Annotated in this window: 15 protein-coding genes and 1 pseudogene; 8 read left to right on the forward strand and 8 right to left on the reverse strand. The window is 73.4% G+C overall.

Annotation, left to right across the window (positions count from 1 at the left end):
- The first annotated feature begins 28 nt into the window (after positions 1 to 28).
- Positions 29 to 331 carry a divalent-cation tolerance protein CutA gene (gene cutA, locus ACFYV1_RS08375; protein ID WP_389395257.1) on the forward strand — a complete coding sequence of 101 codons (303 nt, stop codon included), beginning with the start codon at positions 29 to 31 and terminating at the stop codon, positions 329 to 331.
- Positions 301 to 750: pseudogene (locus ACFYV1_RS08380) on the forward strand (gamma-glutamylcyclotransferase family protein); the annotation flags it as partial. The gene cutA and the pseudogene ACFYV1_RS08380, both read left to right, overlap by 31 nt.
- A 7-nt stretch (positions 751 to 757) precedes the next feature.
- Here ACFYV1_RS08380 and ACFYV1_RS08385 read toward each other — a convergent pair.
- The 3 genes from ACFYV1_RS08385 to ACFYV1_RS08395 form a co-directional block, all read right to left on the reverse strand.
- Complete coding sequence (locus ACFYV1_RS08385; protein WP_389394656.1) at positions 758 to 2,992, reverse strand: molybdopterin oxidoreductase family protein; 2,235 nt, start codon at positions 2,990 to 2,992, stop codon at positions 758 to 760.
- A gap of 194 nt (positions 2,993 to 3,186) precedes the next feature.
- The gene (locus tag ACFYV1_RS08390) at positions 3,187 to 3,768 is read right to left on the reverse strand and encodes a TIGR03086 family metal-binding protein (RefSeq protein WP_389394657.1); all 582 of its coding nucleotides are present in this window, start codon (positions 3,766 to 3,768) and stop codon (positions 3,187 to 3,189) included.
- A 48-nt stretch (positions 3,769 to 3,816) separates the two neighbouring features.
- Positions 3,817 to 4,473 carry a vancomycin high temperature exclusion protein gene (locus ACFYV1_RS08395; protein ID WP_389394658.1) on the reverse strand — a complete coding sequence of 219 codons (657 nt, stop codon included), beginning with the start codon at positions 4,471 to 4,473 and terminating at the stop codon, positions 3,817 to 3,819.
- Positions 4,474 to 4,541: 68 nt separating this feature from the next.
- Here ACFYV1_RS08395 and ACFYV1_RS08400 point away from each other — a divergent pair, with 68 nt between their 5' ends.
- Positions 4,542 to 5,318, forward strand: coding sequence for a hypothetical protein (locus ACFYV1_RS08400; RefSeq protein ID WP_389394659.1), 777 nt, complete (start codon positions 4,542 to 4,544; stop codon positions 5,316 to 5,318).
- Here the strand turns inward: ACFYV1_RS08400 and ACFYV1_RS08405 are convergent.
- The 5 genes from ACFYV1_RS08405 to ACFYV1_RS08425 form a co-directional block, all read right to left on the reverse strand.
- The gene (locus ACFYV1_RS08405) at positions 5,216 to 7,138 is read right to left on the reverse strand and encodes a hypothetical protein (RefSeq protein WP_389394660.1); all 1,923 of its coding nucleotides are present in this window, start codon (positions 7,136 to 7,138) and stop codon (positions 5,216 to 5,218) included. The genes ACFYV1_RS08400 and ACFYV1_RS08405 overlap by 103 nt on opposite strands.
- The gene (locus tag ACFYV1_RS08410; RefSeq protein WP_389394661.1) at positions 7,135 to 10,728 is read right to left on the reverse strand and encodes a DUF5682 family protein; all 3,594 of its coding nucleotides are present in this window, start codon (positions 10,726 to 10,728) and stop codon (positions 7,135 to 7,137) included. Before ACFYV1_RS08410 ends, ACFYV1_RS08405 begins: the two co-directional genes overlap by 4 nt.
- Positions 10,729 to 10,834: 106 nt before the next feature.
- The gene (locus ACFYV1_RS08415; protein ID WP_389394662.1) at positions 10,835 to 11,992 is read right to left on the reverse strand and encodes an AAA family ATPase; all 1,158 of its coding nucleotides are present in this window, start codon (positions 11,990 to 11,992) and stop codon (positions 10,835 to 10,837) included.
- Positions 11,989 to 17,076: a hypothetical protein gene (locus ACFYV1_RS08420; RefSeq protein WP_389394663.1), complete on the reverse strand. Its 5,088-nt coding sequence runs from the start codon at positions 17,074 to 17,076 to the stop codon at positions 11,989 to 11,991. Before ACFYV1_RS08420 ends, ACFYV1_RS08415 begins: the two co-directional genes overlap by 4 nt.
- On the reverse strand, positions 17,073 to 17,948 hold the full coding sequence (locus ACFYV1_RS08425; RefSeq protein WP_389395258.1) for a DUF4132 domain-containing protein: 876 nt from the start codon (positions 17,946 to 17,948) through the stop codon (positions 17,073 to 17,075). Before ACFYV1_RS08425 ends, ACFYV1_RS08420 begins: the two co-directional genes overlap by 4 nt.
- A 457-nt stretch (positions 17,949 to 18,405) precedes the next feature.
- Between ACFYV1_RS08425 and ACFYV1_RS08430 the strand changes: the two genes are divergently transcribed.
- The 5 genes from ACFYV1_RS08430 to ACFYV1_RS08450 all read left to right on the forward strand — a co-directional run bounded on the left by ACFYV1_RS08430 (position 18,406) and on the right by ACFYV1_RS08450 (position 25,443).
- Positions 18,406 to 19,188, forward strand: coding sequence for a sirohydrochlorin chelatase (locus ACFYV1_RS08430; RefSeq protein WP_389394664.1), 783 nt, complete (start codon positions 18,406 to 18,408; stop codon positions 19,186 to 19,188).
- A gap of 55 nt (positions 19,189 to 19,243) precedes the next feature.
- Positions 19,244 to 20,569, forward strand: coding sequence for a deoxyguanosinetriphosphate triphosphohydrolase (locus ACFYV1_RS08435; protein WP_389394665.1), 1,326 nt, complete (start codon positions 19,244 to 19,246; stop codon positions 20,567 to 20,569).
- Between the two features lie 137 nt (positions 20,570 to 20,706).
- Complete coding sequence (locus ACFYV1_RS08440; RefSeq protein WP_389394666.1) at positions 20,707 to 21,987, forward strand: NAD(P)/FAD-dependent oxidoreductase; 1,281 nt, start codon at positions 20,707 to 20,709, stop codon at positions 21,985 to 21,987.
- A gap of 34 nt (positions 21,988 to 22,021) precedes the next feature.
- Positions 22,022 to 23,935 (forward strand): DNA primase, encoded by a 1,914-nt coding sequence (dnaG, locus tag ACFYV1_RS08445; RefSeq protein ID WP_389394667.1) that lies wholly within the window; start codon positions 22,022 to 22,024, stop codon positions 23,933 to 23,935.
- 407 nt (positions 23,936 to 24,342) lie between these two features.
- Positions 24,343 to 25,443, forward strand: coding sequence for an RNA polymerase sigma factor (locus ACFYV1_RS08450; protein ID WP_389394668.1), 1,101 nt, complete (start codon positions 24,343 to 24,345; stop codon positions 25,441 to 25,443).
- Positions 25,444 to 25,460: the final 17 nt, after the last annotated feature.

The raw sequence follows: 25,460 nt of genomic DNA on the forward strand, positions 1-25,460 counted from the left end.
CCCCGCCGCGCCGCCGCTGCTCGCCGTGATGACCACGACCGACAGCGCGGAGAAGGCCAAGCAGCTGGCGCAGGGCGCCGTGGAGGCCCGGCTCGCGGCCTGCGCGCAGGTCTCCGCGCCGGTGACCTCGGTCTACCACTGGCAACAGGCGATCGAGACCGCGGAGGAGTGGCAGGTCCTCTTCAAGACCACACCGGCCTGCTATGACGCTCTCGAGGCACATCTGACCGCTGCCCACGACTACGAGACCCCGGAGATCATCGCCCTGCCGGTGGTGCGCGGGAACGCGGCATATGTGGGCTGGGTACGGGCGGAGACCGTGGCCCGGTGAACGAGCGGCAGCGGCTTCCGTTCTTCGTCTACGGCACCCTGCGGCCGGGAGAGCGCAACCACGACCTGTTCCTGCTGGGACGCACCGGCGCGGAGCGGCTCGCCGTGCTCCACGGCGCGAGGCTCTACGAGGGCCCCGGCTATCCGTACGCCGTCGACGACCCCGGCGGGCCGTGTTCGGTGACCGGCGAGGCGATGTGGGCCGCACCCGACGAGTACGGGCGGCTGCTCGGCGTACTCGACCGGCTGGAGGAGTACACCGGCAGACCGGGCCGTCCGGAGAACCTGTACGAGCGGGTGGCCCGTGAGGTCGTCCTCGACGACGGCACGGTCGTCACGGCCTGGGTCTACGTCGCCGCCGAACGCGTGGCACGCGGGCTCCGGGCCGGCGGCACCCCCGTCGACGGCGGCGACTGGCGCGGAACCGTCAGTCCTTTGAGCCCGAGCCCGCGTCCGAGCCCGCGTCCGAGCCCGAGCCCGAGCCCGACCCCGAGCCCGAGCCCGCGTCCGAGCCCGAGCCCGCGTCCGAGCCCGCGTCCGCCGGTCCGGGCCGGACGGAGTCCGGGCCCGCCGGCTCCAGCCGGACCGCGCACACCTTGAACTCGGGCATCCGCGAGGTCGGGTCGAGCGCCGGGTTGGTCACCGTGTTGACCCGCCCCTTGCCCGGCCAGTGGAACGGCATGAACACCGTGTCCGGCCTGATCCCGGTGGTGATCCGCGCGGGCCCGGACGCCCGGCCCCGCCGGGACACCACGGCGACCGGCTCGCCCTCCTGGACACCGAGCCGCTCCGCCAGTTGCGGATGCAGTTCCACGAAGGGGCCGGGCGCGGCGGCGTTCAGCTCGTCGACGCGCCTCGTCTGCGACCCGGACTGGTACTGGGCGACCACCCGCCCCGTCGTCAGCAGCACCGGGTACTCGGCGTCGGGCTCCTCGGCCGCCGGGCGGTGCCCCACCGGAACGAACCTGGCCAGACCGTCGGCGGTGGCGAACCGGTCGAGGAACAGACGCGGCGTACCGGGATGCGGTGCCTCCTCCTCCGGGCACGGCCAGAACACGCCGTCCTCTTCCGCGATCCTGCGGTAGGTGATCCCCGAGTAGTCGGCGGGGCCGCCCGCCGACGCCCGCCGCAGCTCCTCGAAGACCTCCTCGGGGTCGGTGGGGAAGCCCTTCTCGTGGCCGAGCAGCCCCGCGAGCGCGCCGAGCACTTCGAGATCGCCGCGCACCCCGACCGGAGCGTCGACCGCCTTGCGGCGCATCAGCACCCGGCCCTCCAGGTTGGTCATCGTGCCGGTCTCCTCGGCCCACTGGGTCACCGGCAGCACCACGTCCGCCAGCGCGGCGGTCTCCGAGAGCACCACGTCCGCCACCGCAAGGAAGTCCAACGACCGCAGGCGGCCCTCGATGTGGGCCGCGCGGGGCGCGGACACCACCGGGTTGGAACCCATCAGCAGCAGTGCCCTCACCTCTCCGCCCAGCGCGTCGAGAAGCTCGTACGCACTGCGCCCCGGCCCCGGCAGCGACTCGGGATCGACACCCCACACACCCGCGACATGCGCCCGCGCCGCCGGGTCGTCCAGCTTGCGGTAGCCGGGCAGCTGGTCGGCCTTCTGGCCGTGCTCGCGGCCGCCCTGACCGTTGCCCTGTCCCGTCAGACAGCCGTAGCCGGACAGCGGCCGTCCCGCCCGGCCGGTCGCCAGGCACAGATTGATCCAGGCGCTCACCGTGTCCGTGCCCTTGGAGTGCTGCTCGGGCCCGCGGGCCGTGAGCACCATCGCGGACGGTGCGTCGCAGAACAGCCGCACCGCTTCGCGCAACTGCGGCACGCCCACGCCGGTGATCCGCTCGACCAGCTCGGGCCAGTGCGCCATGGCGGCGGCCCTGGCCTGCGCCCAGCCGCTCGTACGGTCGGCGATGAACTCGTCATCGATACGGCCCTGCGCCACCACCTCGTGCAGCAGGCCCAGCGCGAGTGCCAGATCGGTGCCGGGCCGGGGCGCCAGATGCAGGTCGGCGTGTTCCGCGGTCTTCGTACGGCGCGGGTCGACGACGATCAGCCTGCCGCCGTTCTCCTTGAGCTCGGTCAGGTAGCGCAGCGCGGGCGGCATGGTCTCCGCGGGGTTCGACCCGACGAGGATCACGCAGCCGGTCCGCGGGATGTCCTCCAGCGGGAACGGCAGCCCGCGGTCCAGCCCGAACGCCTTGTTGTGCGCGGCCGCCGCGGACGACATGCAGAAACGGCCGTTGTAGTCGATCTGCGAGGTGCCGAGCACGATCCGGGCGAACTTGCCGAGGGCGTAAGCCTTCTCGTTCGTCAGCCCGCCGCCGCCGAAGACGCCCACCGCGTCCGAGCCGTGCACTTCCCTCGTACGCCGCAGCCCGTCGGCGATCGTACGCAGTGCCTCTTCCCAGGTGGCCGGCTCGAGCCCGCCTGTGGCGTGGCTTCGCACCAGCGGCCCGGTCAGGCGCACCCGGGAGGAGAGAAGCGAGGGTGACGTACGGCCCTTGCCGCACAGCGCGCCCCGGTTGACGGGAAAGTCCGGGCGCTCCACCACCTCGACGGCCGGCCCGGCGGCGGCGTCCTGCTTCGGGACGCCGCGCAGATTCATGCCGCACTGCAGGGCGCAGTAGGGACAGTGGGTCGGGATGGTCTCGTCGCGCATGACGCCAGCGTGGAACATTCGTGTTACGCGGGCCGACGTGGCGCATTACAGACGAGGTACGCCCGGCTCCGCGGCCGGATCACGGTGGCGTGAGGAGGCCGGGGCGGGCACGGCCGTCGTCCGGCCTGTCCGGCCTGTCCGTCCTGTCCGGTCCCGTACGGCCCTCGTTCACGCACGTGGCTCGGCGCCGCGGTTCAGGCGCGGCGGCCCAGCATCGCCAGCAGGCGGGTCTGCGGGTCGTCGCCCGGCGGGGGTTCGATCGGTGCGGCGAACAGGCCGGACTTCGCCAGCTCCGAGGCGTACGGGGCGACCTCTTCCAGCGTGAAGGCCACCAGCGCGTCCGGCAGCCGCTCTTCCGCTCCGATGGCGCGCGACAGGTCCCACGCGTGCACGACCGCGTCGCTGATCATCTGGGAGCAGTACGCCGTGGTGGGCGTCTCCCCGTACGACAGCTGGACCGTCCCCTCCATCGCCCCGTCGGCGGAGAACGCCTTGCGGGCGGCGCGCGCGGCCGCGTCCCAGGTGTGGCGGGGGCGATCGCCGAGGACGTCACCGTCGTACGCGTCGCCGATGTCCTCGATCGTCGCCCTGTCGGTGACCAGGTCCGGGACCCACAACTGCTCGGCGGTGAGGTGGTTGACGAGATCGCGCACCGACCACCGCGTGCACGGCGTCGAATCGTCCCACTGGTTCTCGCGTACGGCGTGCACCCGGTCGGTGAACAGCGCGAGTGCCTCGGTGTGCCGGGTCAGCAGGGTTGCCACGTCTTTCCTCATGGGTCCACTGTTGCCTGCCGAGGGCCGCCGCGCGAGCGTGGCACGCGGTCAGCGCCGGGCGTCCGCCAGGGCCTCGTGGACACCGGGCTCCCGCGCCCCCAGGAACCGGGGGTCCGGTCGGAACACGGCGTCCACGGACGCCTTCCCCGCCGCGAAGATCTCCCGCACGCCGCCGTAGTACCAGGTCGCGTCATGCGGCTCCGCGACACCGACGCCGTACGAGTCGACCCCGGCCGACCGGCACAGCGCGACGGCCCGCCGGATGTGGAAGCCCTGGCTCACCAGCAGCGCGCGCTCCACACCGAAGATCCTCTTCGCCCGTACGCACGAGTCCCAGGTGTCGAACCCCGCGTAGTCGCTGACGATCCGGTCGTCCGGCACACCGCGCTCCGTCAGATAGGTGCGCATGGCGTCCGGCTCGTCGTACTCGATCCGGCTGTTGTCGCCGGTCACCAGCACGACCTCGACCCTGCCGGTCCGGTACAGCTCGGCGGCGGCGTCCAGTCGGTGCGCCAGGTACGGGGAGGGCCTCCCCCGCCACAGCCCGGCGCCGAAGACGACGGCGACGTCCCGGGCCGGGGCGTCGGCGACCGTACGGACCCGGCTGTCGGCGACGGCGTGCGTCCAGGTCATGGGCGCGAGCCCGAGCACGCATCCGAGCATGACCGCCTGCACGGCGGTCCGCCGCCTCCTCGTTGCTCTCATGCCCGGTCAGACGCCTGGTGCGGCAAAAAGGTTCGCCGTGCCGCCGTGCCGTTCGACATGATCAACGGATGATCGACGAGAGGGCGCGGACAGCCGCCCGCAACAACGCCGAATGGTGCGAGGCCATGTGCCGCGCACACGGGCTCCCCGGTGTCTTCGGGCCCCGTGCCTGGACCAACCCGCACCGCACTCCGCTTCTCTACCCCGACGCGGTGACCCTGGGCGAGGACGCGACGGCGGACGACGTCCTCGGCGCGATCGACACCGCCGCGATCGACACCGCCGGCGGAGGATGCTCCGTCAAGGACAGCTTCGCGTCCCTGGACCTGTCGGGGGCGGGCTTCGGCGTCCTGTTCGAGGCGCGATGGCTGCACAGGCCGGCCGGCCTGCCGGCGCCCACCGCACCGCACGGCGTCGAATGGGCCCGGCTCGGCACACCCGACGCCCTGGCCGAATGGGCGGCGGCCTGGGACGCCGGCGAGGGCCTGGCGCACCTGTTCCACGCCCGACTGCTCGCCGACCCGGCCGTCGCCTTCCTCGCCGGCCGCTCCGCCACCGGCCGTGTGGTCGCGGGCGCGGTGGTGAGCGAGGGCGGAGGAGCGGCGGGCGTCTCCAACCTGTTCACCGTGGACGGGGACCTCGACGGGGCATGGGCGGGCTGCCTGTCGGCAGTGGCCCAGGGGTGGCCGGGCGTCCCGGTCGTCGGCTACGAGCACGGTGACGACCTGGCGGCGGCGGTCCGTCAGGGCTGCGACACCGTCGGGCCGCTGCGGGTGTGGCTGGCGTCCGGGCCCGCCGGGGACCAGGCGGCCGTCAGCAGCGAACCGGCCGCCGCCGACACGTAGACCGACGCCGCGAGCCAGGCCGTCGCGAAGGCGTCCGGATCGGCCGGCAGCAGCCGGCCGAGCGCGTCGTGCCGGCGGTCGGCAGCCGTCCGGGCCAGGTCGCGGGCGAGGTCCGCACCGGTGCTCAGGCCGACCGCCCGCAGCCTGCGGGGCAGTTCCCCGTCGGCTGCCGCCGCTGTGACCGGCCTGCCGCCGGCGACCGTGCGGTCCACGGCGCGGCGCAGCAGCGACAGTTCGAGCGGGAGCGCGGGCGGTGACGCCGCCGCCGTCTCCGCGCCGGCGGTGGTCTCCGCCGAGCAGGGCACGGCGGGTATGTCGGAGCGGTTCAGCCGGCGCAGCCCCAGGTCGGCGCGGACGGGTTGGGCGTCATGACCGGTCCAGCCCGCCGCCAGTGCCAGGACGCCGTCGGGGCGGTCGGGAACGAGACGGGCGATCAGCCGCAGCGCGAGTCCGGGACACGAGCCGAGCAGCCGAAGATTCTCAGCGTACGGCAGCTCGGGTCGCTCGTCGGGGGCCAGCAGGCGCAGTACGGGGCCGCCGCTGACGGCGAAACCGCCAGGGACGAGGGTGCCGGTGAGGAACAACAGGTCGCTGCCCGCGGGACGTTCCTCCGCGGGCTGCACCGAGCGGGCCAGGGCGGAGGCCAGTTGCTCCGAGGGGGAGCGCTGCCAGAGCGCGTCGAGCGGTGGTTCGTGCCAGCCGGCTCCGGCTGCCCGTACGGAACGAAGTCCCTTGCCGCCGCCGATTCGTCCGTCCGCGGACACGGTCGGGCCGGTGAGGATCACCGCGCCGCCGTCGCCCCACTCGCGCAGCGGCAGCGCGCAGCCACCGGGCACCGGCGAACCGGCGGCGCGCAGAGCGCGCTCCGGGCCACCGGGAGTGATGTCGGAGACGGTACGCAGCCGGCCGTCGGCCGCGAGGCCGTACGCGGTCGCTCCCGCATACCCAGAAGCGGTGACCACCGGCTCAGTGAACAGGCCGTACAGACGCAGTGGTTCGGCCGGACGGTAGGCGCGCCGCGCGGGTGTGACGGCGTCGGCGGGGTGCAGGAGGACGTCGAGAAGCGCGGTGAGTTCGGCGGTGAGTTCGGCGAGCCTGAACGAGGGGTCGCCGGAGCGCGCCTCCCCGAGCCGACGGGCGATCCGCACGGCGCCTGCCGCGGGCAGGTGCAGCCCGGCGAGCCGCGCCGAGTGCGCCGCGTGCAGCAACTCGGCCCGCTGCACGGCACCGGCGCCGGACGAACCGGCGACGAGGACGGCTGTCGCGGCGCGCCACAGGGCGTGGACGGCGGTGTGGCGGGAGGTGTCGAGAGCGGTTGATCCAGAGCCGTCGGAGGGCTGGGCGTGCTGGGCGGGCGGTGCGGGCTGGGTGAGTTCGGCCGGCTCGGCGGGTCCGGTGGTCCCGGCGGATCCGGTGGGCTGGGAGCGGTCTCTGCTGCCGGTGGGTCCGTACGGTTCCTGGGGTTCCCGGGGAACCTCCGGTTCTTGTGGTTCCTCGGGGGCGGGTTCGTCCGCAGGCTCCGTAACCGCCAGCGGCGCGCTGGACAGGACGGCCGCCCGGTGGAGGCACGCGGGTGCCAGCAGGCACCCGCAGACCGCGTCCTGCGGACGGACCACCACTCCCTCCGTGACCCTGAGGTCCACGGCGGTGTCCGCGTCGACGCGGACACGAACCCCGTCCGGCAGCGGCTCCACCGCCCAGCCGGGCACCTTCGCCATGGCCGCGTCGACGCGCTTGCGGAGCCGCCCGGGCAGCAGTTCGAGAGCCCCGGCCGCCACTTCGGCGGTCACCGGCGGCAGCGTTGCGGAAGTCGTGGTCACCGGTCCGTACCTCCCACGCGTTCGCCGACCCAGCGGGCCAGCTCCAGGGGACTGAGTGCGGCGACCGGCATACCCGCGGCCACCAGGCTCCCCGCCACACCCGCCGAGTAGCGGGGGCGGCCTTCGTCGTCGAGCGAGGCGCAGCCCAGCAGGTGGCACCCCGCGTCCACCAGTGCCCGCACCTCCCCGAGGAGCGGACCGACAGGGCCGCCCTCCTCGAAGTCGCTGATCAGCACCACGAGGGTCCGCGAAGGCACTGTCACCAGGGCGCGGGCGTGGTGAAGACCGCGGGCGATGTTCGTGCCCCCGCCGACGCGGACCTCCAGCAGCAGGCTCAGCGGGTCCTCGACGTGGTCGGTCAGGTCGATCACATCGGTGGAGAAGGCCACGAAGTGGGTGCTCAGGGCGGGGACACCCGCCAGGACGGACGCGGTGAGCGCCGACCAGATCGTCGATGCCTCCATCGAACCGGAGACGTCCACCACGAGGACCAGTCGCCAGTCGGCCGTGCGCCGGGCCCGGGTGCGGAAGACGGGCCTTTCCGGCAGCACGGTCACGGCACCCGACTCCGGGTCCTTGCGCGCGGTCGACAGGTTCGCCCGCAGGGTCCGGGCCAGGTCCAGCGGACCGCCGGGACGGCGGGTCGGGCGGGGATGCGCGAGTCCCGTGAGCGCGGGGCGCAGCCGGTTGGCGAGCGCCTCGGTCAACTCCCGGACCAGCCGGGCCACCAGCGGCCGGAGCCGGGCAAGCTGCTGCTCGGGCATGCCGCCCGCGTACGACAGGACGGTACGCAGCAGTTCCACGGACGGCCGGGCCGAGGCCGGGTCGAGTTCCATCGCCGCGTCGAGCCGTCCGGCGCTCGCCGCCGCGGCGAGGACCTCCTCACGGACCCCGGGCCCGAAGAGCGAGGCGAGCTCCTCCGACCAGGAGCGCACATCGGGGTAGGGAGCCCCGCCACCCCCTCCGGGCCCGCCGAGTCCGGCCTCGCCGCGGGAGCCTTCGCCGTGCCCACGCCCGTACAACTCGTCGAGCGCGGTGGCGAATCTGACCGCATGCCCCGTCAGCTCCCGCCCCCGACCGAGCAGCAGCCGCCAACGGGTCCCGGTGTCGAGCCCTGCTGTGCCGGCGGCGGCGCCTTCGGCTCGTGCCGCGGCAACCGTGGGCTGCGGGACGTGGTGCCCACCCGGACCCAGGGGCCCGGTGCGCCCGCGCGACCCTGATGCGGCGGCCGGTTCCTCTCCTGCCGTTCCGCCTTCCCGGCCCCGCTCCTCGCCCGGCTGCTCGCCCCGCCCCGGAAGCAGCCCCTTCGCGGTCAGCGCCTGCCTTCCCGTCACGTCCGCCGCTGCCAGAGCGGCCAGCGACGCCGGGTCCGTGATCCGGCCCGTCAGCGTGCCCGCCGCTGTACCCGTGCGGTCCTCGACCATGGCGAGCAGCCGGGCGCGGGCGGCAGGGGCCAGTGTGTCGAAGCCCGCGCGCAGCGCCGGCAGCCGTTCGAGGAACGCCTGGTCCGGCAGTGCCTCCACACGCTCGAGCAGTGGGTCCAGCACCCGGCCGGTTTCCAGCAGCGGGCCTGCCGCGACCAGTGTGCCGCGCAGAAACTCCGCCAGTGCCGTCCGTGGTTCCGGGGACGACGCACTGTCCGTGCGCGAAGCCAGCTCCGTGCCGAAGTCCGCCGCGTCCCGGTGTCCGAGCAGGACCCGCGCCGCACCCGCGGCGCCGCGCATCAACGGGGTCGCTCCGGCGTCCAGGCGGGCCAGGGCGTCGGCGAGGCGCAGTCCGCCCCCCGACTCGGCCGCTCCGACGGCCAGCGCCACCAGTGCCCGAGCGTCGTCCGGTTCGGTGGATCCTGCGAGCCCGTCCAGCGCACGGGCACCGGCAGCGGTCAGCTCCTCGTGCGCGGTGTCGACGATGTCCCGCTGCCACGCCGCGTCCAGGCCGGGGAGGTGACCGGAGCGGATACGGTCCAGCAGTGCCATACCGGTGAGCAGCTCCGGCAGAGTGCCGGTGGCCGGGAGCTGCACAGTGAGCTCCGTCAGGCGCTCGCCCGCGAGCTCGGGCAGTGCGCAACGTGCGGCGTCGGCGAGACCGTCGAGAGTCTCCGCGGCGGTCGGTCCGCCCTGCCGTCGCGCTTCCGCGTCCCGTCGGCGCAGCACGCCCGCGGCGGCCTGCTCGAGCGTCACGCCGTGCACACCCGCCACGTCGAGCATCGCCGCCGTCGACGGGGACCAGGCCACGGCCCAACGCGTGGTGAGCGCGGCGGCGTCGCCCGTACCGGCGACCTCGCCCTCCTTCCCGTACGGCACGCGGCAGACGGCGAGCCGTCGCAGGAAGATCTCGCGCCGCCGGTCCAGGTCCGAACGGAGGACGTCCAGGCGCAGCTCGCGGGCGCCGGGGGCGTCCGGCCCGGGCAGCTTCAGGTCGGTCAGGAGAGTCTCGACGGCGGGGCCGAGGCCCGAGCGCGGTGTGCCGGGAGCCAGGCGGCCGAGCCGTCTGCCGACCAGGACCTCCTCCATTGCGGAGGCAACGGCCCGGCCGCGGCCCAGGAGCCGGCCCTGGGTGAGCACGGTCCGGGCGGCCTCGGCGAGTTCACCGCGTCCGGCGGCGCGCAGTCCGCGCAGCGCGGCGAGGTCCCGGGCCATCCGCACCACCTCGCGTGCGTCGGCGGGCCCGCTGGGGTGGCCGGCGCCCCGCACGGCGGCGCAGACGCGTACGGCCGTGGCGGTGAGGAGCTCATCGAGACGGCCGGGGTCGCCCGCCGCCCGGTACACGCCGTGCTGCCATTCCGGGTCCCGGATGCCGGCGGGGTAGCCGGAGCGTTCGTCCAGCAGGGCGTACGAGTAGGGCACGAGTGAGGTCACGACGTGTTCAGCGGACACGGCGGGCTCCGCAGGGTCCGCGTGCGGGTCCTTCTGCCGTGCCCCCGCGCCCGGCAGCAGCGCGGGTGCGTGGAACGCCCCGACGACGGCCGCCGCCCGCCGTCCCGCGTGCGCCGCCAGATGCCGGCGCATGTTCGCCTCGCGCCGCAGATCGCGCTGTTCGACGGTGCCCGTGTCCTGGCGCATCGCCCATCCGACCAGGAGTGCGGCCCGCCGCAGGGCCTGAGCGGCCGAGCCGGGTGCCGTCGCCTCCACCAGCCGGTCCCACAGGTCGTCACCGGGCCGCCCCGAGACCCTGGCCCGCAGTGCGTCCGTCAGTCGACCCGGCCGGTCGGGTGGACCGGGAGCACGGTGTCCGGTGTCGTCGCCGGCCCGGACGGGCAGGTCCGCGCGAGCCCCCAGCGGCAGATCGAACGGGATCACCTCCACGCCCGCCGTCCGGGCCCAGCGGATCGCCGCCAGTTCCGGTGAGAAATCGGCGAAGGGCAGGAACGCCGTGGTCCCGTCCCCGGCGCTGCCCGCCAGGGCGACCGGCGGCACGGTCGCCGGGTCGGCCAGGTGCTCCAGCCACGGCGTGAACTCCTCCGGCAGTTCGATGAACAGAACCTCGGGTGCCGCGTCCGACAGCAGTTGCGGCATGGCCGCCGCCAGTGCGGGGGAGTGGTGCCGTACCCCGATCAGATACGGGGTGCCGCACCCGGCGAGGTCCGCCATCGCCTTCTCCGGGGCAGAGGCCCCGGCAGCCGCCTCTGCCCCGGCCGATGCCCCGGTAGATGCCCCGGCCATGTCCCCCGTCACGGAAGTCCCCGCCGCCGTGTCCTCAGGCGAGTTCATCGCGCAGCTCCCACAACGTCCGCCACAGCGGAGCGCCGCCCTCCGCCCGGCGCCGCACCGGACCGTCCCAGTAGCCGAGCAGCCGGGCGTGGTCGGCCGGGTCGTCCTTGCGCACCGTGCCCAGCAGATGGCCGGGCAGCGAACGCACCAGATCCCGCCCGTCACCGAGATACGCGGCACCGAGCCCCATCGACGTCGCCACGTGCACCGCCTCCGCGGTCGACATGACCGTCGAGGGGCGTTCCACCTCCCAGCCTTCCGCGCTGCGCCCGCTGCGCAGATCGCGGAATGCCGTCACCAGCGCCTCCAGAACCGTGTCGTCGACGTTGAACAGAGCCCCGGAGCGCGCCAGTGCCGCCTTCGCCTGCCCGCGCACCAGCTCCGTCTCGGCGTCCAGGTCGCCGATCGGACCGACCTCCTCGAAGTTGAAGCGCCGCTTGAGCGCGGCCGACATCTCGGAGACGCCCTTGTCGCGGAGGTTCGCCGTGGCGATCAGGGTGAAACCGGGCACGGCGTGCACGGTGCCGTCGGCTCCGTCCGCGCCGGCCAGTTCCGGTACGGACATCCGCCGCTCGGACAGCAGCGACACCAGCGCGTCCTGCACCTCCGGCAGACAACGCGTGACCTCCTCCACCCTGGCGACCGCGCCCCGTCGCATCGCCGTCAGCACAGGGGAGGGCACGAGCGCCTCACGGCTCGGCCCCTTGGCGAGGAGCATCGCGTAGTTCCAGCCATAACGCAGCTGGTCCTCCGTGGTGCCCGCGGTGCCCTGGACGGTCAGCGCGCTCGTCCCGCACACGGCGGCCGACAGCAGCTCGGACAGCATCGACTTCGCCGTGCCGGGCTCGCCCACGAGAAGCAGGCCCCGCTCACCCGCCAGTGTCACCACGCAGCGCTCGACCAGGGCCCGGTCCCCGACGAACTTCCGGGAGACGGTCAACTCCCGCCCGTCGGCCGCGCGCAGCGGCTCACCGCCCGACCCGCACACGAACAGCACGACCGCGCGGGGTGTCATCCGCCAGCCCGGCGGGCGCGGTCCGTCGTCGTAGGTGGCGAGGAACGCCAGCTCCTGGGCGTAGCGGTCCTCCGGCAGATCGATCTGCCGTGCTCCGGTGCCCTCGTCCATCCCGGTCGCCCCGTTCATCGTGCTCCTCCTCGGCCGCCACGGCCCTTGAACTCCTCGAATGCCGGCGGATCACCGGCCGTGACCCGCCCCCAGGCCTCCGCGTACACCTGCGGCAGGGGCCGGTCCGGCACCACGAAGCCGTCCTCTGCCCAGCGCAGGAGCGGGACCTTCCAGCTCTCCACGGGCAGTCTCGGCGTCTTCTGCTCCAGCCAGCCGCCGGGCAGGAACAGCGAACGTCCGGCACGCGCCCGCTTGGCCTCCACCACCAGATCCGTCGCGGCCAGTTCCGCGCGGGCCTTCTTCAGCCGTGCCGGCTTCCATCCCGTCCACTCCGCCTGGCTGCGGTCGGTCGGATCGGGGAGCGCCAGCAGCATCAGATACAGCGCCGCCCCGTCCTCGGAGAGCCCGAACCGCCCGGCCGCCTCCGCCACCAGGTCGGGCACGGCCAGCTGCGGGTGCTGCGCCGCACCGGCCGGACCGTCCGCGGTGACCAGCGCGGTGAATTCGTCGCTCAGCACGTCATGCATCGCACGCAGGAACGCCGTCTCGCCGGTCACCCCCGCCAGCACCTGGAGCGCCTGCGCCGCCGACCCTCCGGCCGATTCCCCTGCCGAGCCACCGGCCATGAGAGCGGAGGGCCGCACCCACACGGATTCCCAGTTCCCCTGGTACCGCGACGGACCGAGCACGATCGCCTCCGACAACTCCACCAGACCGTCGGTGCTCCCGCGCCGGGCCCGCGAGGCATTACCGCTCTGTGGCCCGGCCTGTGAACCTGCCGATGAACCGGCCTGTGCCACGGCCACGAACTGCGGCAGTCCGTACACCTCGCGCAGCAGGTCCGAGACCGCCTTGTTTTCGTCGGTCCAGTTCTTGTCGTGGGCGAGCAGCAGACCGGGGTCGGCGAGTCGCTCGCGGATCACGCTCAGTGTGACCGGCAGAACCGTACGCAACGGGTCGCCGTACGGCAGCCGGTAGGCGAGCCAGCGGAGCATGGACAGATGGGACACCAGCTCGGCGGAGGTGTAGAGGGCCGCCGGGTCGGCGGCGACCAGACCCCCGTCCCCGCAGCGCTGTTCGGTCCGGCCGGTGAGGGAAGAGGCCTGCCGCGGATTGAGCACGGTGTCGAGCAGGGTGCCGGGTCCGACCTCCGCCACCATGCGGGCGACCAGTGCGTCGGGCGCGACAAGGCGCTTGCCCCGTTCGGCCAGCCAAAGGGCGGTCAGCGGCTCCAGATCGTGGCCCTTGGCCCACAGTTCCGTCACCCGGTCCGGCTCCGAGGGCAGCAACCGGGCGGTGAACCGGCGCCGCTGCGCCGGAGTCAGCTCGGCCAGCACCTGGCGTCCGGCTTCCGCATGGGCCGACTTGACCCCCAACGGCTCCAGGTACGCGGCGGGCAGCAGCCCTTCCCGGCCGTACCCATTGACCCCCGGCAGACCGAGTGTCAGCAGCGCCCCCGTCACCGCACCGACCCCGACCCGCTCCGCGAACTCGCGTGCCTGTTCGGGGCGGTAGGGCAGCGGACCTCGGTCGCGCACGAGGTCTGTCAGACGGCGCACGGATTCGGCCCGCAGGGGGTCGTCCGCCGCGCCGAGCACCTCGGCCCCCACGAGGGTGAAGCCCTCCCAGGCTCCGAACGCGCCGGCCGGGTCGTACTCGATGCCGTTCCAGTAGGCGTGGGTGTCGTCGACCCGCTGACAGGATGTGAGCAGCAGCCGCCTTTCGCCGGCGTGGTACACCTCGCCGAGTTGTGCGCCGTCGGTGGCCCGGGGCGCCCGCAGTTGTGCGATCCGCAGCCGGCCGCGGGGATCGAGGAGGACGGCGTCTCCAGGGCCGCCGTCCGGTCCGTCGGCCGCACGGACCTCGAGGGCGGCGTCGAGCAGTTCCAGCAGCGCGACCCGGTGCCGCTCCTGTGTCGTCGGCGACGCCGCGCGCACGGCGGCGGCCGCGAAGCCCGCGCCGGGCAGCGGCAGCCACGGGACGCTCGACGCCTCCAGTGGCGACGTCCCGGCGGTGGCCGCGGGCGCCAGGACCCGCCGCAGCACGTCCAGTTGTTCCAAGGTCCGGGTGGAACCGGTCGACCGGCGGGCGGATCCGTAGAAGTGCCGGGAGCCGGTGAACCCCTGCAGCGCCTCGTCGAGCACGTTGTCGTGCGCGTGCCTCACCACGGGTTCCTGAGCCGACGGTTCAGCCCTGGGGTCCCGCTCCACCCGCTCCGCGAGCACTCGGATGCGCCTGGAGTGCCGAGCCGCCTCCGCCAGCAGCCCGGCCACGCCCTCGATCAGCGACGGGTGGGTCAGCAGGGGCAGCGACTGGCGCACCGCCTCCACGGGCTCGGCGCCGTCCGACACCGCGGCGAGCAGCGCCCGCGCGTCGGCCTCCGTCACCGTCCGCAGCACCGCGGAGCCCGCCTCGTCCCGTGTCCGCAGCGCGTGCCAGTGCGCCAGCGGCGGTACGACCGGGGTGCCTGCCGCGTACGTCCTGCCACGGTCGCCTTCCCGGACCTGACCCACCAGCACGCCTTCCGTGTCGTGGAAGGCGATGTGGGCGTCGTAGCCGGCGCGGAAGCACGCGTGGAGGACCGCACCGGCGGGAAGCCGCATAGGGGGCAGTGGGACGGGACGCACGGCGTACCGGTTCGTGTCGTGTGCGGGCCGTGCCAGGGCCGGGCTGCGACTGCCGTCCACCGAGCAGGCCGTCAGTGTCCCGGTCCGTTGGTCGTGCCGCACCCACCAGCCGAGGAGTCCGTCCCGGGTGCCGAAGGGCGAGTGCTCGAGCCCAGGCTGGACCGGCAGCAGCCGGCAGGCGTGCTCCAGGAGTCGCATCCTGCCCGAGGCAGGCCCCTCGGCCTCCGCCAGAGCGGAGTCGAAGAACGCGGGGACCGAGACCCGTCCCCTGCGGGCCGTCGCCGGGTCGTAGTCCCACCACCGGCCCACGTGGAACACCCATACCGAGATGCCGTCGGACGCGACGGGGCGGCGCTCGTCCGCGAACGAGGTGTCGCCGGCGTGGACGGGCCGTCCGCCGAAGGTGCGGCTTCCGTCCGGTAGTTGCAGCGACGCGCTCTGGAGGGCCGTCCAGTTGTCATGCATCTCCCCGACGGGGCTGAAGACATCGGCGGGGCTGCCCGACCACACGGCACGCCGGTCGCTTCCGTGTCCGTTGGCCACCAGCCACTGGCCGCCCACATGGCGCACCGTCGGCACGTCCCACCGGGACGACCTGCCCGCGGGGAAGGTGAGGTCGCGCTCTTCGAGCACCCGGTCCGGCCCCACCAGCGCCACGCGGGTGCCGGCTCGCACGATCAGCGCGGGCCAGGCGTCCGAGAGTCGGTACCAGTCCTCGGCCAGATGGCTGTGGCGCTGCCCGGCCGCCATCGGGTTGACCTTGCCCAGGCCGTCCAGCGCCTCCTCCAGCGCGGGCCAGCCCAGCTCGTCCAGGATGCCGGCCCGCAGGGTGCGGGCCAGCGCGGCGGCGGGGGAGAAGGACGTCATACGGTTCACCGCCTCGGGTGCCGCTGCCAGTACGGACGCGGAGGAGAACCGGCTCATCCGGGTCAGCAGCTCGTCGATGGCGGGCAGCCCCATCGGCTGCGTCAGTTCCCGGGCCCGTTCGGTGAGCCAGTCGGCGAGCACGGTCCGCAGCGCCGGATGTTCGGCGATCTGCTTGAGCTGCGCCGACCCCTCGTCGGTGCCGGCCGCATGCTCGACGCCGCGGTGCAGCAGGCCGGTGAACCGGGGTTCGGCGGTCAGCGCGGCCAGATCCCGGCGGCCCTCCCGTGTGTCGCGCAGCCATGTGCCGATGTCCAGGTGCTGCGCATCGGGTGCCGGATCCTCGATGGGAACGCCTGCCGCCAGACAGAGGTCGAGCAGGTCGAGGCCCGTGGTGGCGCGCCGGCCGCCGTCCATCAGCAGCCGTACCGGGGTCCTGTCCGTGACCAGTCGTGCTGCCAGCCGTTCCACCAGGGCGAGTTCGGCCGCGAGCCGCGGTGAGGGGCGCCAGCCGCGCTGCCGGTGAGCGGCCCACGCGGACAGCCACTCGGCCGCCGGGACGCTTCCGTCCAGCAGCAGTTCGATCGCCCCGCACCGGTCGAGAACGCCGAGCCACGTCTCGTCGAACTCCTCCGGGCTGTCACCGCCCACGGTCGGCAGCAGCGCCAGCAGCCGCTCCCGTACCGTGCGGTCCTCGGCCGCGACAGCGGTCAGCGCGGGCAGCGCGGCCTTCCAGAAGCCACCGGCGGCACGGTTCATCGCGCCCGTGTGGATGATCTCCGTGACGAGTGCGCGTTCCTCGGCCGCCGCGTCGAGGCGAGCGCCCTTCGCGAGGCGCCGAAGGTCCTCCACCATGCCCGAGTACGGGGGAAGACCGGCCGCGCACCGCCCCAGGCACACCGCCTTGAACTGCTCGAACGCCGCTGCCGGCGCGAGCCGTGCCGCCAGCGCCTTGGCGTGGTCGCGCAGTGCCTTGCCGCTCAGCGCGCCCGCCCCGGCGAACTCCAGGAAGACCTCTCGCAGCCGGGCCTCGTCGACCGGGAGCGCGTGGCGCTGTTCGGCCGCGCGTGCCTTGCCGAAGAACACCGCTGCCTGCTGCCGTGCCTCCGCGGCCAGGAACAACCGCCCGGCCTGCTCGTAGAACGTGGGCAGGAAGTGCGGCACCGAACGGTCGAGCCGGGTGCCGATGTCGTCGAAGCCTTCCTTGGCGAGGCCGGGCTTGGTGACGACCAGCCGGGTCAGACGCTCCATCTCCTTGACCACCGCGAGGGCGTGATGGCCGTTGCCGGGGTCGTGCACAAGGGCCCAGGCAGGGAAGCCGAGCGACTGACGTCTGACCCGGCCCACCGGTGCGGAACCCTCGGCCGTGAAGCCCAGGTACTCGAGCGCGAGGTCCTCGGCGGGACCGATCGCCTCCGGCACGAGACGCACCACCGTGCGCCCCTCGAGCGCCGGGTGTTCGTACGCCCGCGCCGTCAGCGCGTCGTTGGGCGCCGATCCGTCATCGCCCGGCCCGAGCGGCAGCACCGCCCCGGCGTCCAGCAGTTCCTCCACCATGTCCCCCGATTCCGACGACGTGTGCCCTGATCCGACGGTGCGTGCGCCGCTCATCGCAGTTCCTCCTCGGCGTCGGCGGCGACGCGGCCCGCGTACACCAGCGCGGCCATCCGCTCGCCCTCCGACCAGGCGACCGGCCCCACCTTCTCCAGCGGCAGCCTGCGACCCTCCCCGTCCCGCCACTCCAGCGGGCCGGTCAGGGCCTCCATGTCCGGGTATTCGTCGCCGAGCCAGTAGGCCGCCTCGAGCGGCCGGCCGTCCTCGACCAGCGGGCACACCGCCTCCCCGCCGCGCACCCGGTACCCGAGCCCCACCGCGCGCGTCGTCGCGTTGCGCAACTGCTCGAACCTGCCGTTCGCGTACGCCTGCCAGTGGTGTCCCCGGGCGTCGTCCGGCCGCCGCCACACTTCACGGAACAGCTGTTCCACACTCTGTTCGACGCCCAGTTCCAGGGCGAACTCCCGGAGGTCCTCCAGGTCTTCCAGCAGAACCGGATGGGGTATCAGCAGCGCTTCGCAGTCCAACCGCACCGAGTCGCCGTCCAGGTCGACGACCCCAGGCCCCTTGTCGGTGTCCACGTCGCGCAGGAACCCGGCCCGTGCCACGTCGGGCGAGCCGTCCGCGTCCATGGGTGCCACGACGAGATCTCGCAGTGCCGTCTGCCAGGCGTCGTCCGGCCACACCCGCGCCAGCAGCGCCACCGGAACCGGCAGAGAGCGCACCAGCCAGGCGTCGACCTGCTCGCGGCACTCCTTCTCGTGCCGCTCGAGCCATTCGGCGAGCTGCCGCAGCCGGACGACCACCGCGTCGTCCCGCAGCTTCGCCGGCACCTGCTTGAGCGGCCTGCCCGCCGCATTGCGGCACAACACCTTCGTGCCTTCGAGCGTGACGGAGTATCCGCCGCCCTCCGTGTCGATCCAGCCCATGACGAGACCGCCTCCCCGACGGTCGACGACCGCCCACGACCCTGCGCGAACCGTTTCCGGTTCCATCCGTGATCACAGTAGGCGCAGGGTCCGACAGAGCCGCGGGCCGGACGTGAGCCTGTGGAAAACTCCCGTCACCCTCACGCAACAACCCGGCAACCTGCGCTTGCCACCATCGGTCCATGACGGAGCCGGAACACCTTCGTGAGTCCCCGCCCCAGCCCCGCCTCCAGCCTATGCCGCCCCCGCCCCGGCCCCGCCTTCAGCCGATGCCGCCCCCGCCCTTGCCTCTGCCCCCGCCTCAAGCCGACGCCGTCGGCGGTGCGGTCCGCGGTGCCGTCGGAGGTGCGGTCGTCACCATCGACCGGCTCGACACCGCCGTCGACCTGCTCACGCGCATCACGACTCAGCTCGGCACCCAGCTGAGTCACGTCCGACTGAACGGAACCCGCCACACATGCACGCGACTTCGGCCCACCGCACAGCCCGGCCCGTCCTCGTCGCCGTCGCCCACGGCAGCCGCGACCCGCGTGCCCTGCGCACCGTCACCGCCCTTCTCCAGCGGGTCCGCGAGCTCCGGCCCGGCCTCGACGTCCGCCTCGGGCACGTCGAGCTGAACGAGCCGCTCCTGACCGACACGCTCGCCGCCCTGCCCGCCGGCACCCGGGCCGTCCTCGTACCGCTGCTGCTCAGCCGCGGACACCACGTCAAGCACGACCTCCCGCAGGCCGTCGCCGCGATCCCCGGCGCCGGCATCCGCATCGCCCGGCCGCTCGGCCCGCACCCCCTTCTCGTCGAGGCGCTCGCCGCCCGCCTCACCGAGGCGGGCTGGCGCCCCGAGGACGGTACGAGCCCCGCCACCGGTGTCGTCCTCGCTTCCGCGGGCTCCCGCGACCCCGAGTCCGCGCAGGACACGCGGCGCGTGGCGGCCATGCTCGGTGAGCGGCTCGGCGGCGTGCCCGTCGTCGCCGCGTACGCCTCCGCTCTCGCGCCCACGGTGCCCGCCGCCGTCAAGGCGCTGACGGCCCGCGGAAGACACCGGATCGCGGTCGCCTCGTACTTCGCCGCGCCCGGCCTGTTCGCCGCCCGCAGCGCCGGTACCGCGCCCTGGATCGCCGCGGAGCCGCTGGGCACGCACCCGGCGATGGCCCGGCTGCTGCTGCACCGTTACGACGACGAGGCGCGCAATCTCCCGTTCGCCGCGCACGGGTCCCGGGGCCTGGAACTCTCCGCCGCATGAGGCGGGACGGGCCACAGTGGGCCGCACTGTCGGCCGCTCCGGTTACCTTCGGTGCATGGACGGCACCACCAGCACCTCAGGCACGGCCGGCGGCAGCGGCACCGTTTCCGACGGCTACGACGAATCCGCCGCCGAGCGCTGGGCCGCCGAGCCCGACAAACGCCCCGGCCGCACCGCCTTCCAGCGCGACCGCGCCCGGGTGCTGCACTCCTCCGCACTGCGCCGCCTCGCGGGCAAGACCCAGGTGGTCACCCCCGGCACCCGCAGCCACGCCTGGGACGCCAGTCCCCGTACCCGGCTGACGCACTCGCTGGAGTGCGCGCAGGTCGGGCGCGAACTGGGCGCGGCCCTCGGTTGCGACCCCGACCTCGTCGAAGCGGCATGCCTGGCGCACGACATGGGGCACCCGCCGTTCGGGCACAACGGCGAGCAGGCGCTGAACGAGTTCGCCGAGGACTGCGGTGGCTTCGAGGGGAACGCGCAGTCCCTCCGCCTGCTCACCCGTATCGAGCCCAAGCGCTTCGTGGACACCCCTGAGAGGGGCGAGCCCGTCAGCGTGGGCCTGAACCTCACCAGGGCCACCCTCGACGCCGCCACCAAGTACCCCTGGCCGCGCGGCGGTCACCCCACGGACCCCGGCTCGGCGAAGTTCGGGGTGTACGAGGACGACCTGCCGGTCTTCGAATGGGCGCGCCTCGGCGCTCCCGAGCACCGCAAGTGTCTCGAGGCCCAGGTGATGGACTGGTCCGACGACGTCGCGTACTCGGTCCACGACTTCGAGGACGGTCTGCACGCCGGGCACATCGATCCCAACTGCCTGCTCTCCGAGACCGAACGCGCCGCCATCTGGTCCGTGGCCGTCGGCCGGTACGTACCACCGGACACGGACCCGCACGAGCTGTCGGACGCGCTCGACCGACTGGTCGACCAGGTCTGGTGGCCGCACCACTACGACGGATCCGCCGTGGCCCAGGCCCGTCTGAAGGACGCCACCAGCCAGCTCATCGGCCGGTTCGCGCTCGCCGCAGAGGGCGCCACCCGCCAGGCGTACGGCGGCGGCAGGCTCACCCGTTACGCGGCCGAACTGGTCGTCCCCCGCTCCGCGCGCAACGAGTGCGCCGTGCTGAAGGCGGTCGCCGACCGCTACGTGATGCAGCGCGCCGAACAGGAGGCGCTCCGCGCCGACCAGCGGATCGTGCTGGCCGAGCTGGCGCAGGCGCTCACGGCGCGCGCGCCCGAGGGGCTGGAACCGCAGTTCCGCGCGATGTTCGAGACCGCGGCGGACGACCGGGCCCGCAAGCGGGTGATCGTCGACCAGATCGCGAACCTCACGGACGCCTCCGCCCGCACCCTGCACGCCCGTCTCACGAGCCGACGCTGATCACCGCACCCCCCACCCTTGGTGGGCGATTCGTCCGGTTCTGACACGCCGGAGGGGCACTCCCTCTTCCGCCATAACGCTCTGTGCGGGACGCTCGCTGAAGGCTGAGCTGCGTAGAAGCAACGAGGAGGCATCACGTGGTCGACGCACATCGGACATTCGTCATCGTCGGTGGTGGGCTGGCGGGGGCCAAGGCCGCCGAGACCCTCCGGGCCGAAGGGTTCACCGGACGAGTGATCCTCATCGGCGACGAAGGCGACCACCCCTACGAACGACCGCCGCTGTCCAAGGCGTACCTGACGGGCAAGGACGAGCGCGACAGCGTCTTCGTCCACGAACCCGGCTGGTACGCGCAGGCCGACATCGAACTGCACCTCGGCCAGACCGTCGTCTCCATCGACCGCGAGACCCGCTCCGTGCGCCTCGGGGACGGCACCGTCCTCCACTACGACAAGCTTCTGCTGGCGACCGGCGCGGAGCCCCGCCGCCTCGACATCCCGGGCACCGGCCTGGCGGGCGTCCACCATCTGCGCCGCCTCGCCCACTCGGACCGGCTGCGCCATGTGCTCGCCGCACTCGGCCGCGACAACGGCCACCTCGTCATCGCCGGCGCGGGCTGGATCGGCCTCGAGGTCGCGGCCGCCGCCCGCGGCTACGGCGCGGAGGTGACCGTCGTCGAGCCGCAGGCCACCCCGCTCCACCAGGCCATCGGCCCGGAGCTCGGACAGGTCTTCGCCGACCTGCACCGCGAGCACGGGGTCCGCTTCCACTTCGGCGCCGGCATCGCCGAGATCATCGGCCAGGACGGCATGGTGCTGGCGGCCCGCACGGACGACGGCGAGGAGCACCCGGCCCACGAGGTCCTCGCCGCGATCGGCGCCGCCCCGCGCACCGCCCTCGCCGACGCGGCAGGCCTCGACCTCGCCGGCCGGGAGCACGGCGGCGGCATCGCCGTGGACGAGAGCATGCGCACCTCCGACCCCGACATCTACGCCGCCGGCGACGTCGCCGCCGTCCGGCACCCGCTGCTCGGCGCCCGGCTGCGGGTCGAGCACTGGGCCAACGCCCTCAACGGCGGTCCGGCCGCCGCGCGCGCCATGCTCGGCCAGAACGTCAGCTACGACCGCGTCCCCTACTTCTTCTCGGACCAGTACGACCTGGGCATGGAGTACTCGGGCTGGGCCCCGCCCGGCTCCTACGACCAGGTGGTGCTCCGCGGCGACGTGGGCAAGCGGGAGTTCATCGCCTTCTGGCTCAAGGACCGGCGGGTGCTGGCCGGGATGAACGTCAATGTGTGGGACGTCACCGAACCGATCCAGCAGCTGATCCGGTCCCGCGCAGAGGTGGATCCGCAGGTTCTCGGCGACCGGGACGTGGCCCTCACCGACCTCACCGGTGTGGACCGCGTCGCCGACTGACCGGAGTGTCGCAGCGCCACCGTAGACTTCACACGTGGCAGGCAGGATCAACGATGACGACGTGAAGGCGGTCAGGGACGCGGTCCCGATCGACGCCGTCGTTTCCGAGTACCTCCAGCTGCGCAACGCCGGCGGCGGGAACCTGAAGGGGCTCTGCCCCTTCCACGACGAGAAGTCCCCTTCCTTCCAGGTCAGCCCGAGCAAGGGTCTCTTCCACTGCTTCGGCTGCCAGGAAGGCGGCGACACGATCGCCTTCGTGATGAAGATCGACCATCTCTCCTTCTCCGAGACGGTCGAGCGCCTCGCCGCCCAGGCGGGCATCACCCTGCGCTACGAGGAGGGCGGGTACAACCCCACCCACCAGCGCGGCGAGCGGATCCGTCTGGTCGAGGCCCACAAGATCGCCGCACAGTTCTACGTGGATCAACTCGACGGCCCCGAGGCGGAGATCGGCCGGAAGTTCCTCGCGGAGCGGGGCTTCGACCAGGCCGCCGCCCAGCATTTCGGTGTGGGCTACAGCCCGGCCGGATGGGACCACCTCACCCGTTTTCTGCGCGGCAAGGGCTTCAGCGACAAGGAGCTCACCCTCTCCGGGCTCTCTCAGGAGGGCCGCCGCGGCCCGATCGACCGCTTCCGCGGCCGGCTGATGTGGCCGATTCGCGACATCACCGGCGAGGTCGTCGGCTTCGGCGCCCGCAAGCTCCGCGAAGACGACAACGGCCCGAAGTACCTGAACACGCCCGAGACGGCGATCTACAAGAAGTCGCAGGTGCTGTACGGGATCGACCTCGCCAAGAAGGAGATCGCCCGCACCACCACCGCCGTCGTCGTCGAGGGCTACACCGACGTCATGGCCTGCCACCTCGCGGGCGTCACGACCGCCATCGCAACCTGCGGCACGGCGTTCGGCGGCGACCACATCAAGATCCTCCGGCGTCTGCTGATGGACAACGCCACCGCCGAAGTGATCTTCACTTTCGACGGCGACGCGGCCGGTCAGAAGGCGGCGCTGCGCGCCTTCGAGGACGACCAGAAGTTCGCCGCGGAGACCTCCATCGCGATCACGCCGGGCGGTATGGACCCGTGCGAGCTGCGGCTCGCGGAGGGCGACGCGTCGGTGCAGAAGCTTGTCGAGACCCGCACGCCGCTGTTCGAGTTCGCGATCCGTCATGTGGTGACCCGGCACAACCTGGAGACCCCGGCGGGCCGTGCCGCCGCCCTCGACGAGGCCGCGCCGATCGTCGCCGGCATCAAGAACATCGCTATCCAGCACGAGTCGGCCGTGCAGCTCGCCGGCATCCTCGGCATCCTCGACACGCAGTTCGTCGTCAAGCGGGTCGCGCAGCTCGCCCGCTGGGCCCGTGACCGGGGTGCCGACCGCGGCGGCCGCGGCGGCGGCAGTGCCCACAGGCCGCAGTACGCGACGCAGGCAGCGCCCGCCCCGGCCGCGCCGTCGGGTCCGGCCCTCAACCTGCGCAGCCCTGCCCACCGCACCGAGCGCGAGCTGCTCAAACTGGCCCTCCAGCACCCCGAGCTGGTCTCACCCGCCTTCGACGCCTACGGCATCGACGAGTTCACGGCCCCACCGTACGCCGCGGTGCGCCGGACCATCGAGGAGGCAGGCGGTGCCGAGCAGGGCACCCGCGACACCTCCGGCTACCTGGCCCGCGTCCGCGAGGCCGCCCCCGACGACACCGTGCGTGCACTGGTCACCGAGCTCGCCGTGGAAGCGGTGCACACCCGCACGGTCGACGAGGTGTACGCGGGCGTCCAGCTCGTCCAGGTCCGGCTGCGTGCCGTCGACCGCCGTATCCGTGATGTCCAGGGCACGATGGCACGGCTGGGCAACGGCGGGGACCCGGAACAGTACGCGGCGGTCGCCAACGAACTGTGGGTCCTCCAGCAGTACGCGCAGTCCCTGCGCAACCAGGGAGCGGCCGCGCTGTAGCCCGCGTCGGGCTCTGCGGGCGACCGCCGGCCGCCGGTCCATCCCGGCCCGTGGGCCACAGAGCCCGTCAACGGACGTCAACGGACGTCAACGGACGTCAGCTTCGGCATCGGCCGGGAGCCGTCCGCCCCGGCACCGGCCCGATGCGCGTCACCTCGAGCCCGGCGACCGGTTCCCCGGCGTCCGACCGGCCCCAGAGCCCTGTCTGCGCGGCGCGCCGGCACGACGCGGACGCACCGGCGGCGTCTTTGGACGCACGTACGACGGACTTCCGGGTAACCGGGCGGTCACGCACGGGTCTCAGAAAGTCGCCGCACGCCCCTCGTGGCGGTGATGTGTCGTACCCCACACTGGGGGGCGGTATGTAGGGCCCCCCGACCGGCAGCGATCACCCTGGAGGTCGCCCCGTGCAGACCCAGACCCTGACCGAGAGCCATACCGACGCCGTCGCGGCCGTACTCGCGACCGCGGTCGAGCAGGTGCCCGCGCAGGGCCTGCCCGCGGGGCATCCCGAGACAGTGCCGGGGAGTGTGGTCGAAGAAGTGGTGGAGCCTCCCGAGCCGCCGCGGCCGACCGGGCGCGGCACCGAGACCGGCGGCCCGTCCTCGGACCTCTTCCGCCAGTACCTGCGGGAGATCGGCCGCATCCCGCTGCTCTCCGCCGCGGAGGAGGTGGAGCTCGCCCGGCGGGTCGAGGCAGGGCTCTTCGCGGAGGAGAAGCTCGCCAACACCCGCGACCAGGACTCCCGGCTGGCCTTCGACCTCGACCGGCTCGTGGTCATGGGCCGGATGGCCAAGCGCCGGCTGATCGAGGCCAACCTCCGGCTCGTCGTGTCCGTGGCCAAACGGTACGTCGGCCGGGGCCTGACCATGCTCGACCTGGTCCAGGAAGGGAATCTGGGCCTGATCAGAGCGGTCGAGAAGTTCGACTACGCGCGGGGCTACAAGTTCTCGACGTACGCGACCTGGTGGATCCGCCAGGCCATGTCCCGCGCCCTCGCGGACCAGGCCCGCACCATCCGAGTGCCGGTCCACGTCGTCGAACTGATCAACCGGGTGGTGCGGGTGCAGCGCCGCATGCTCCAGGAACGGGGCTACGAACCCACCCCCGAGGAAGTCGCCCTCCAGCTGGAACTGACCCCCGAGCGGGTGAGCGAGGTGCTGCGGCTGGCCCAGGAACCGGTGTCCCTGCACGCCCCGGTGGGCGAGGAGGACGACGTCGCCCTCGGCGACCTCATCGAGGACGGCGACGCGGCGTCGCCGGTCGAGTCGGCCGCCTTCCTGCTGCTGCGCGAGCACCTGGACGCGGTGCTGTCCACGCTCGGCGAGCGCGAACGCAAGGTGGTGCAGCTGCGCTACGGCCTGGACGACGGGCGGCCCCGCACGCTGGAGGAGATCGGCCGGCTCTTCGGGGTGACGCGCGAACGGATCCGCCAGATCGAGTCGAAGACGCTCAGCAAGCTCCGCGACCACGCGTTCGCGGACCAGCTCCGCGGCTATCTGGACTGACCGGGCCCGCCCCCGCG

Source organism: Streptomyces sp. NPDC003023 (assembly GCF_042888225.1).
Classification (GTDB): Bacteria; Actinomycetota; Actinomycetes; order Streptomycetales; family Streptomycetaceae; genus Streptomyces.

Coding starts and splice junctions, on each gene's coding strand:
- ACFYV1_RS08385 (WP_389394656.1), bottom strand. CDS start 2,992: ATGCGCGACGAGACCATCCCGACCCACTGTCCCTACTGCGCCCTGCAG.
- ACFYV1_RS08435 (WP_389394665.1), top strand. CDS start 19,244: ATGGACGGCACCACCAGCACCTCAGGCACGGCCGGCGGCAGCGGCACC.
- cutA (WP_389395257.1), top strand. CDS start 29: ATGACCACGACCGACAGCGCGGAGAAGGCCAAGCAGCTGGCGCAGGGC.
- ACFYV1_RS08400 (WP_389394659.1), top strand. CDS start 4,542: ATGATCGACGAGAGGGCGCGGACAGCCGCCCGCAACAACGCCGAATGG.
- ACFYV1_RS08395 (WP_389394658.1), bottom strand. CDS start 4,473: ATGAGAGCAACGAGGAGGCGGCGGACCGCCGTGCAGGCGGTCATGCTC.
- ACFYV1_RS08420 (WP_389394663.1), bottom strand. CDS start 17,076: ATGAGCGGCGCACGCACCGTCGGATCAGGGCACACGTCGTCGGAATCG.
- ACFYV1_RS08410 (WP_389394661.1), bottom strand. CDS start 10,728: ATGGCGGACCTCGCCGGGTGCGGCACCCCGTATCTGATCGGGGTACGG.
- ACFYV1_RS08390 (WP_389394657.1), bottom strand. CDS start 3,768: ATGAGGAAAGACGTGGCAACCCTGCTGACCCGGCACACCGAGGCACTC.
- ACFYV1_RS08425 (WP_389395258.1), bottom strand. CDS start 17,948: ATGGGCTGGATCGACACGGAGGGCGGCGGATACTCCGTCACGCTCGAA.
- ACFYV1_RS08415 (WP_389394662.1), bottom strand. CDS start 11,992: ATGAACGGGGCGACCGGGATGGACGAGGGCACCGGAGCACGGCAGATC.
- ACFYV1_RS08430 (WP_389394664.1), top strand. CDS start 18,406: ATGCACGCGACTTCGGCCCACCGCACAGCCCGGCCCGTCCTCGTCGCC.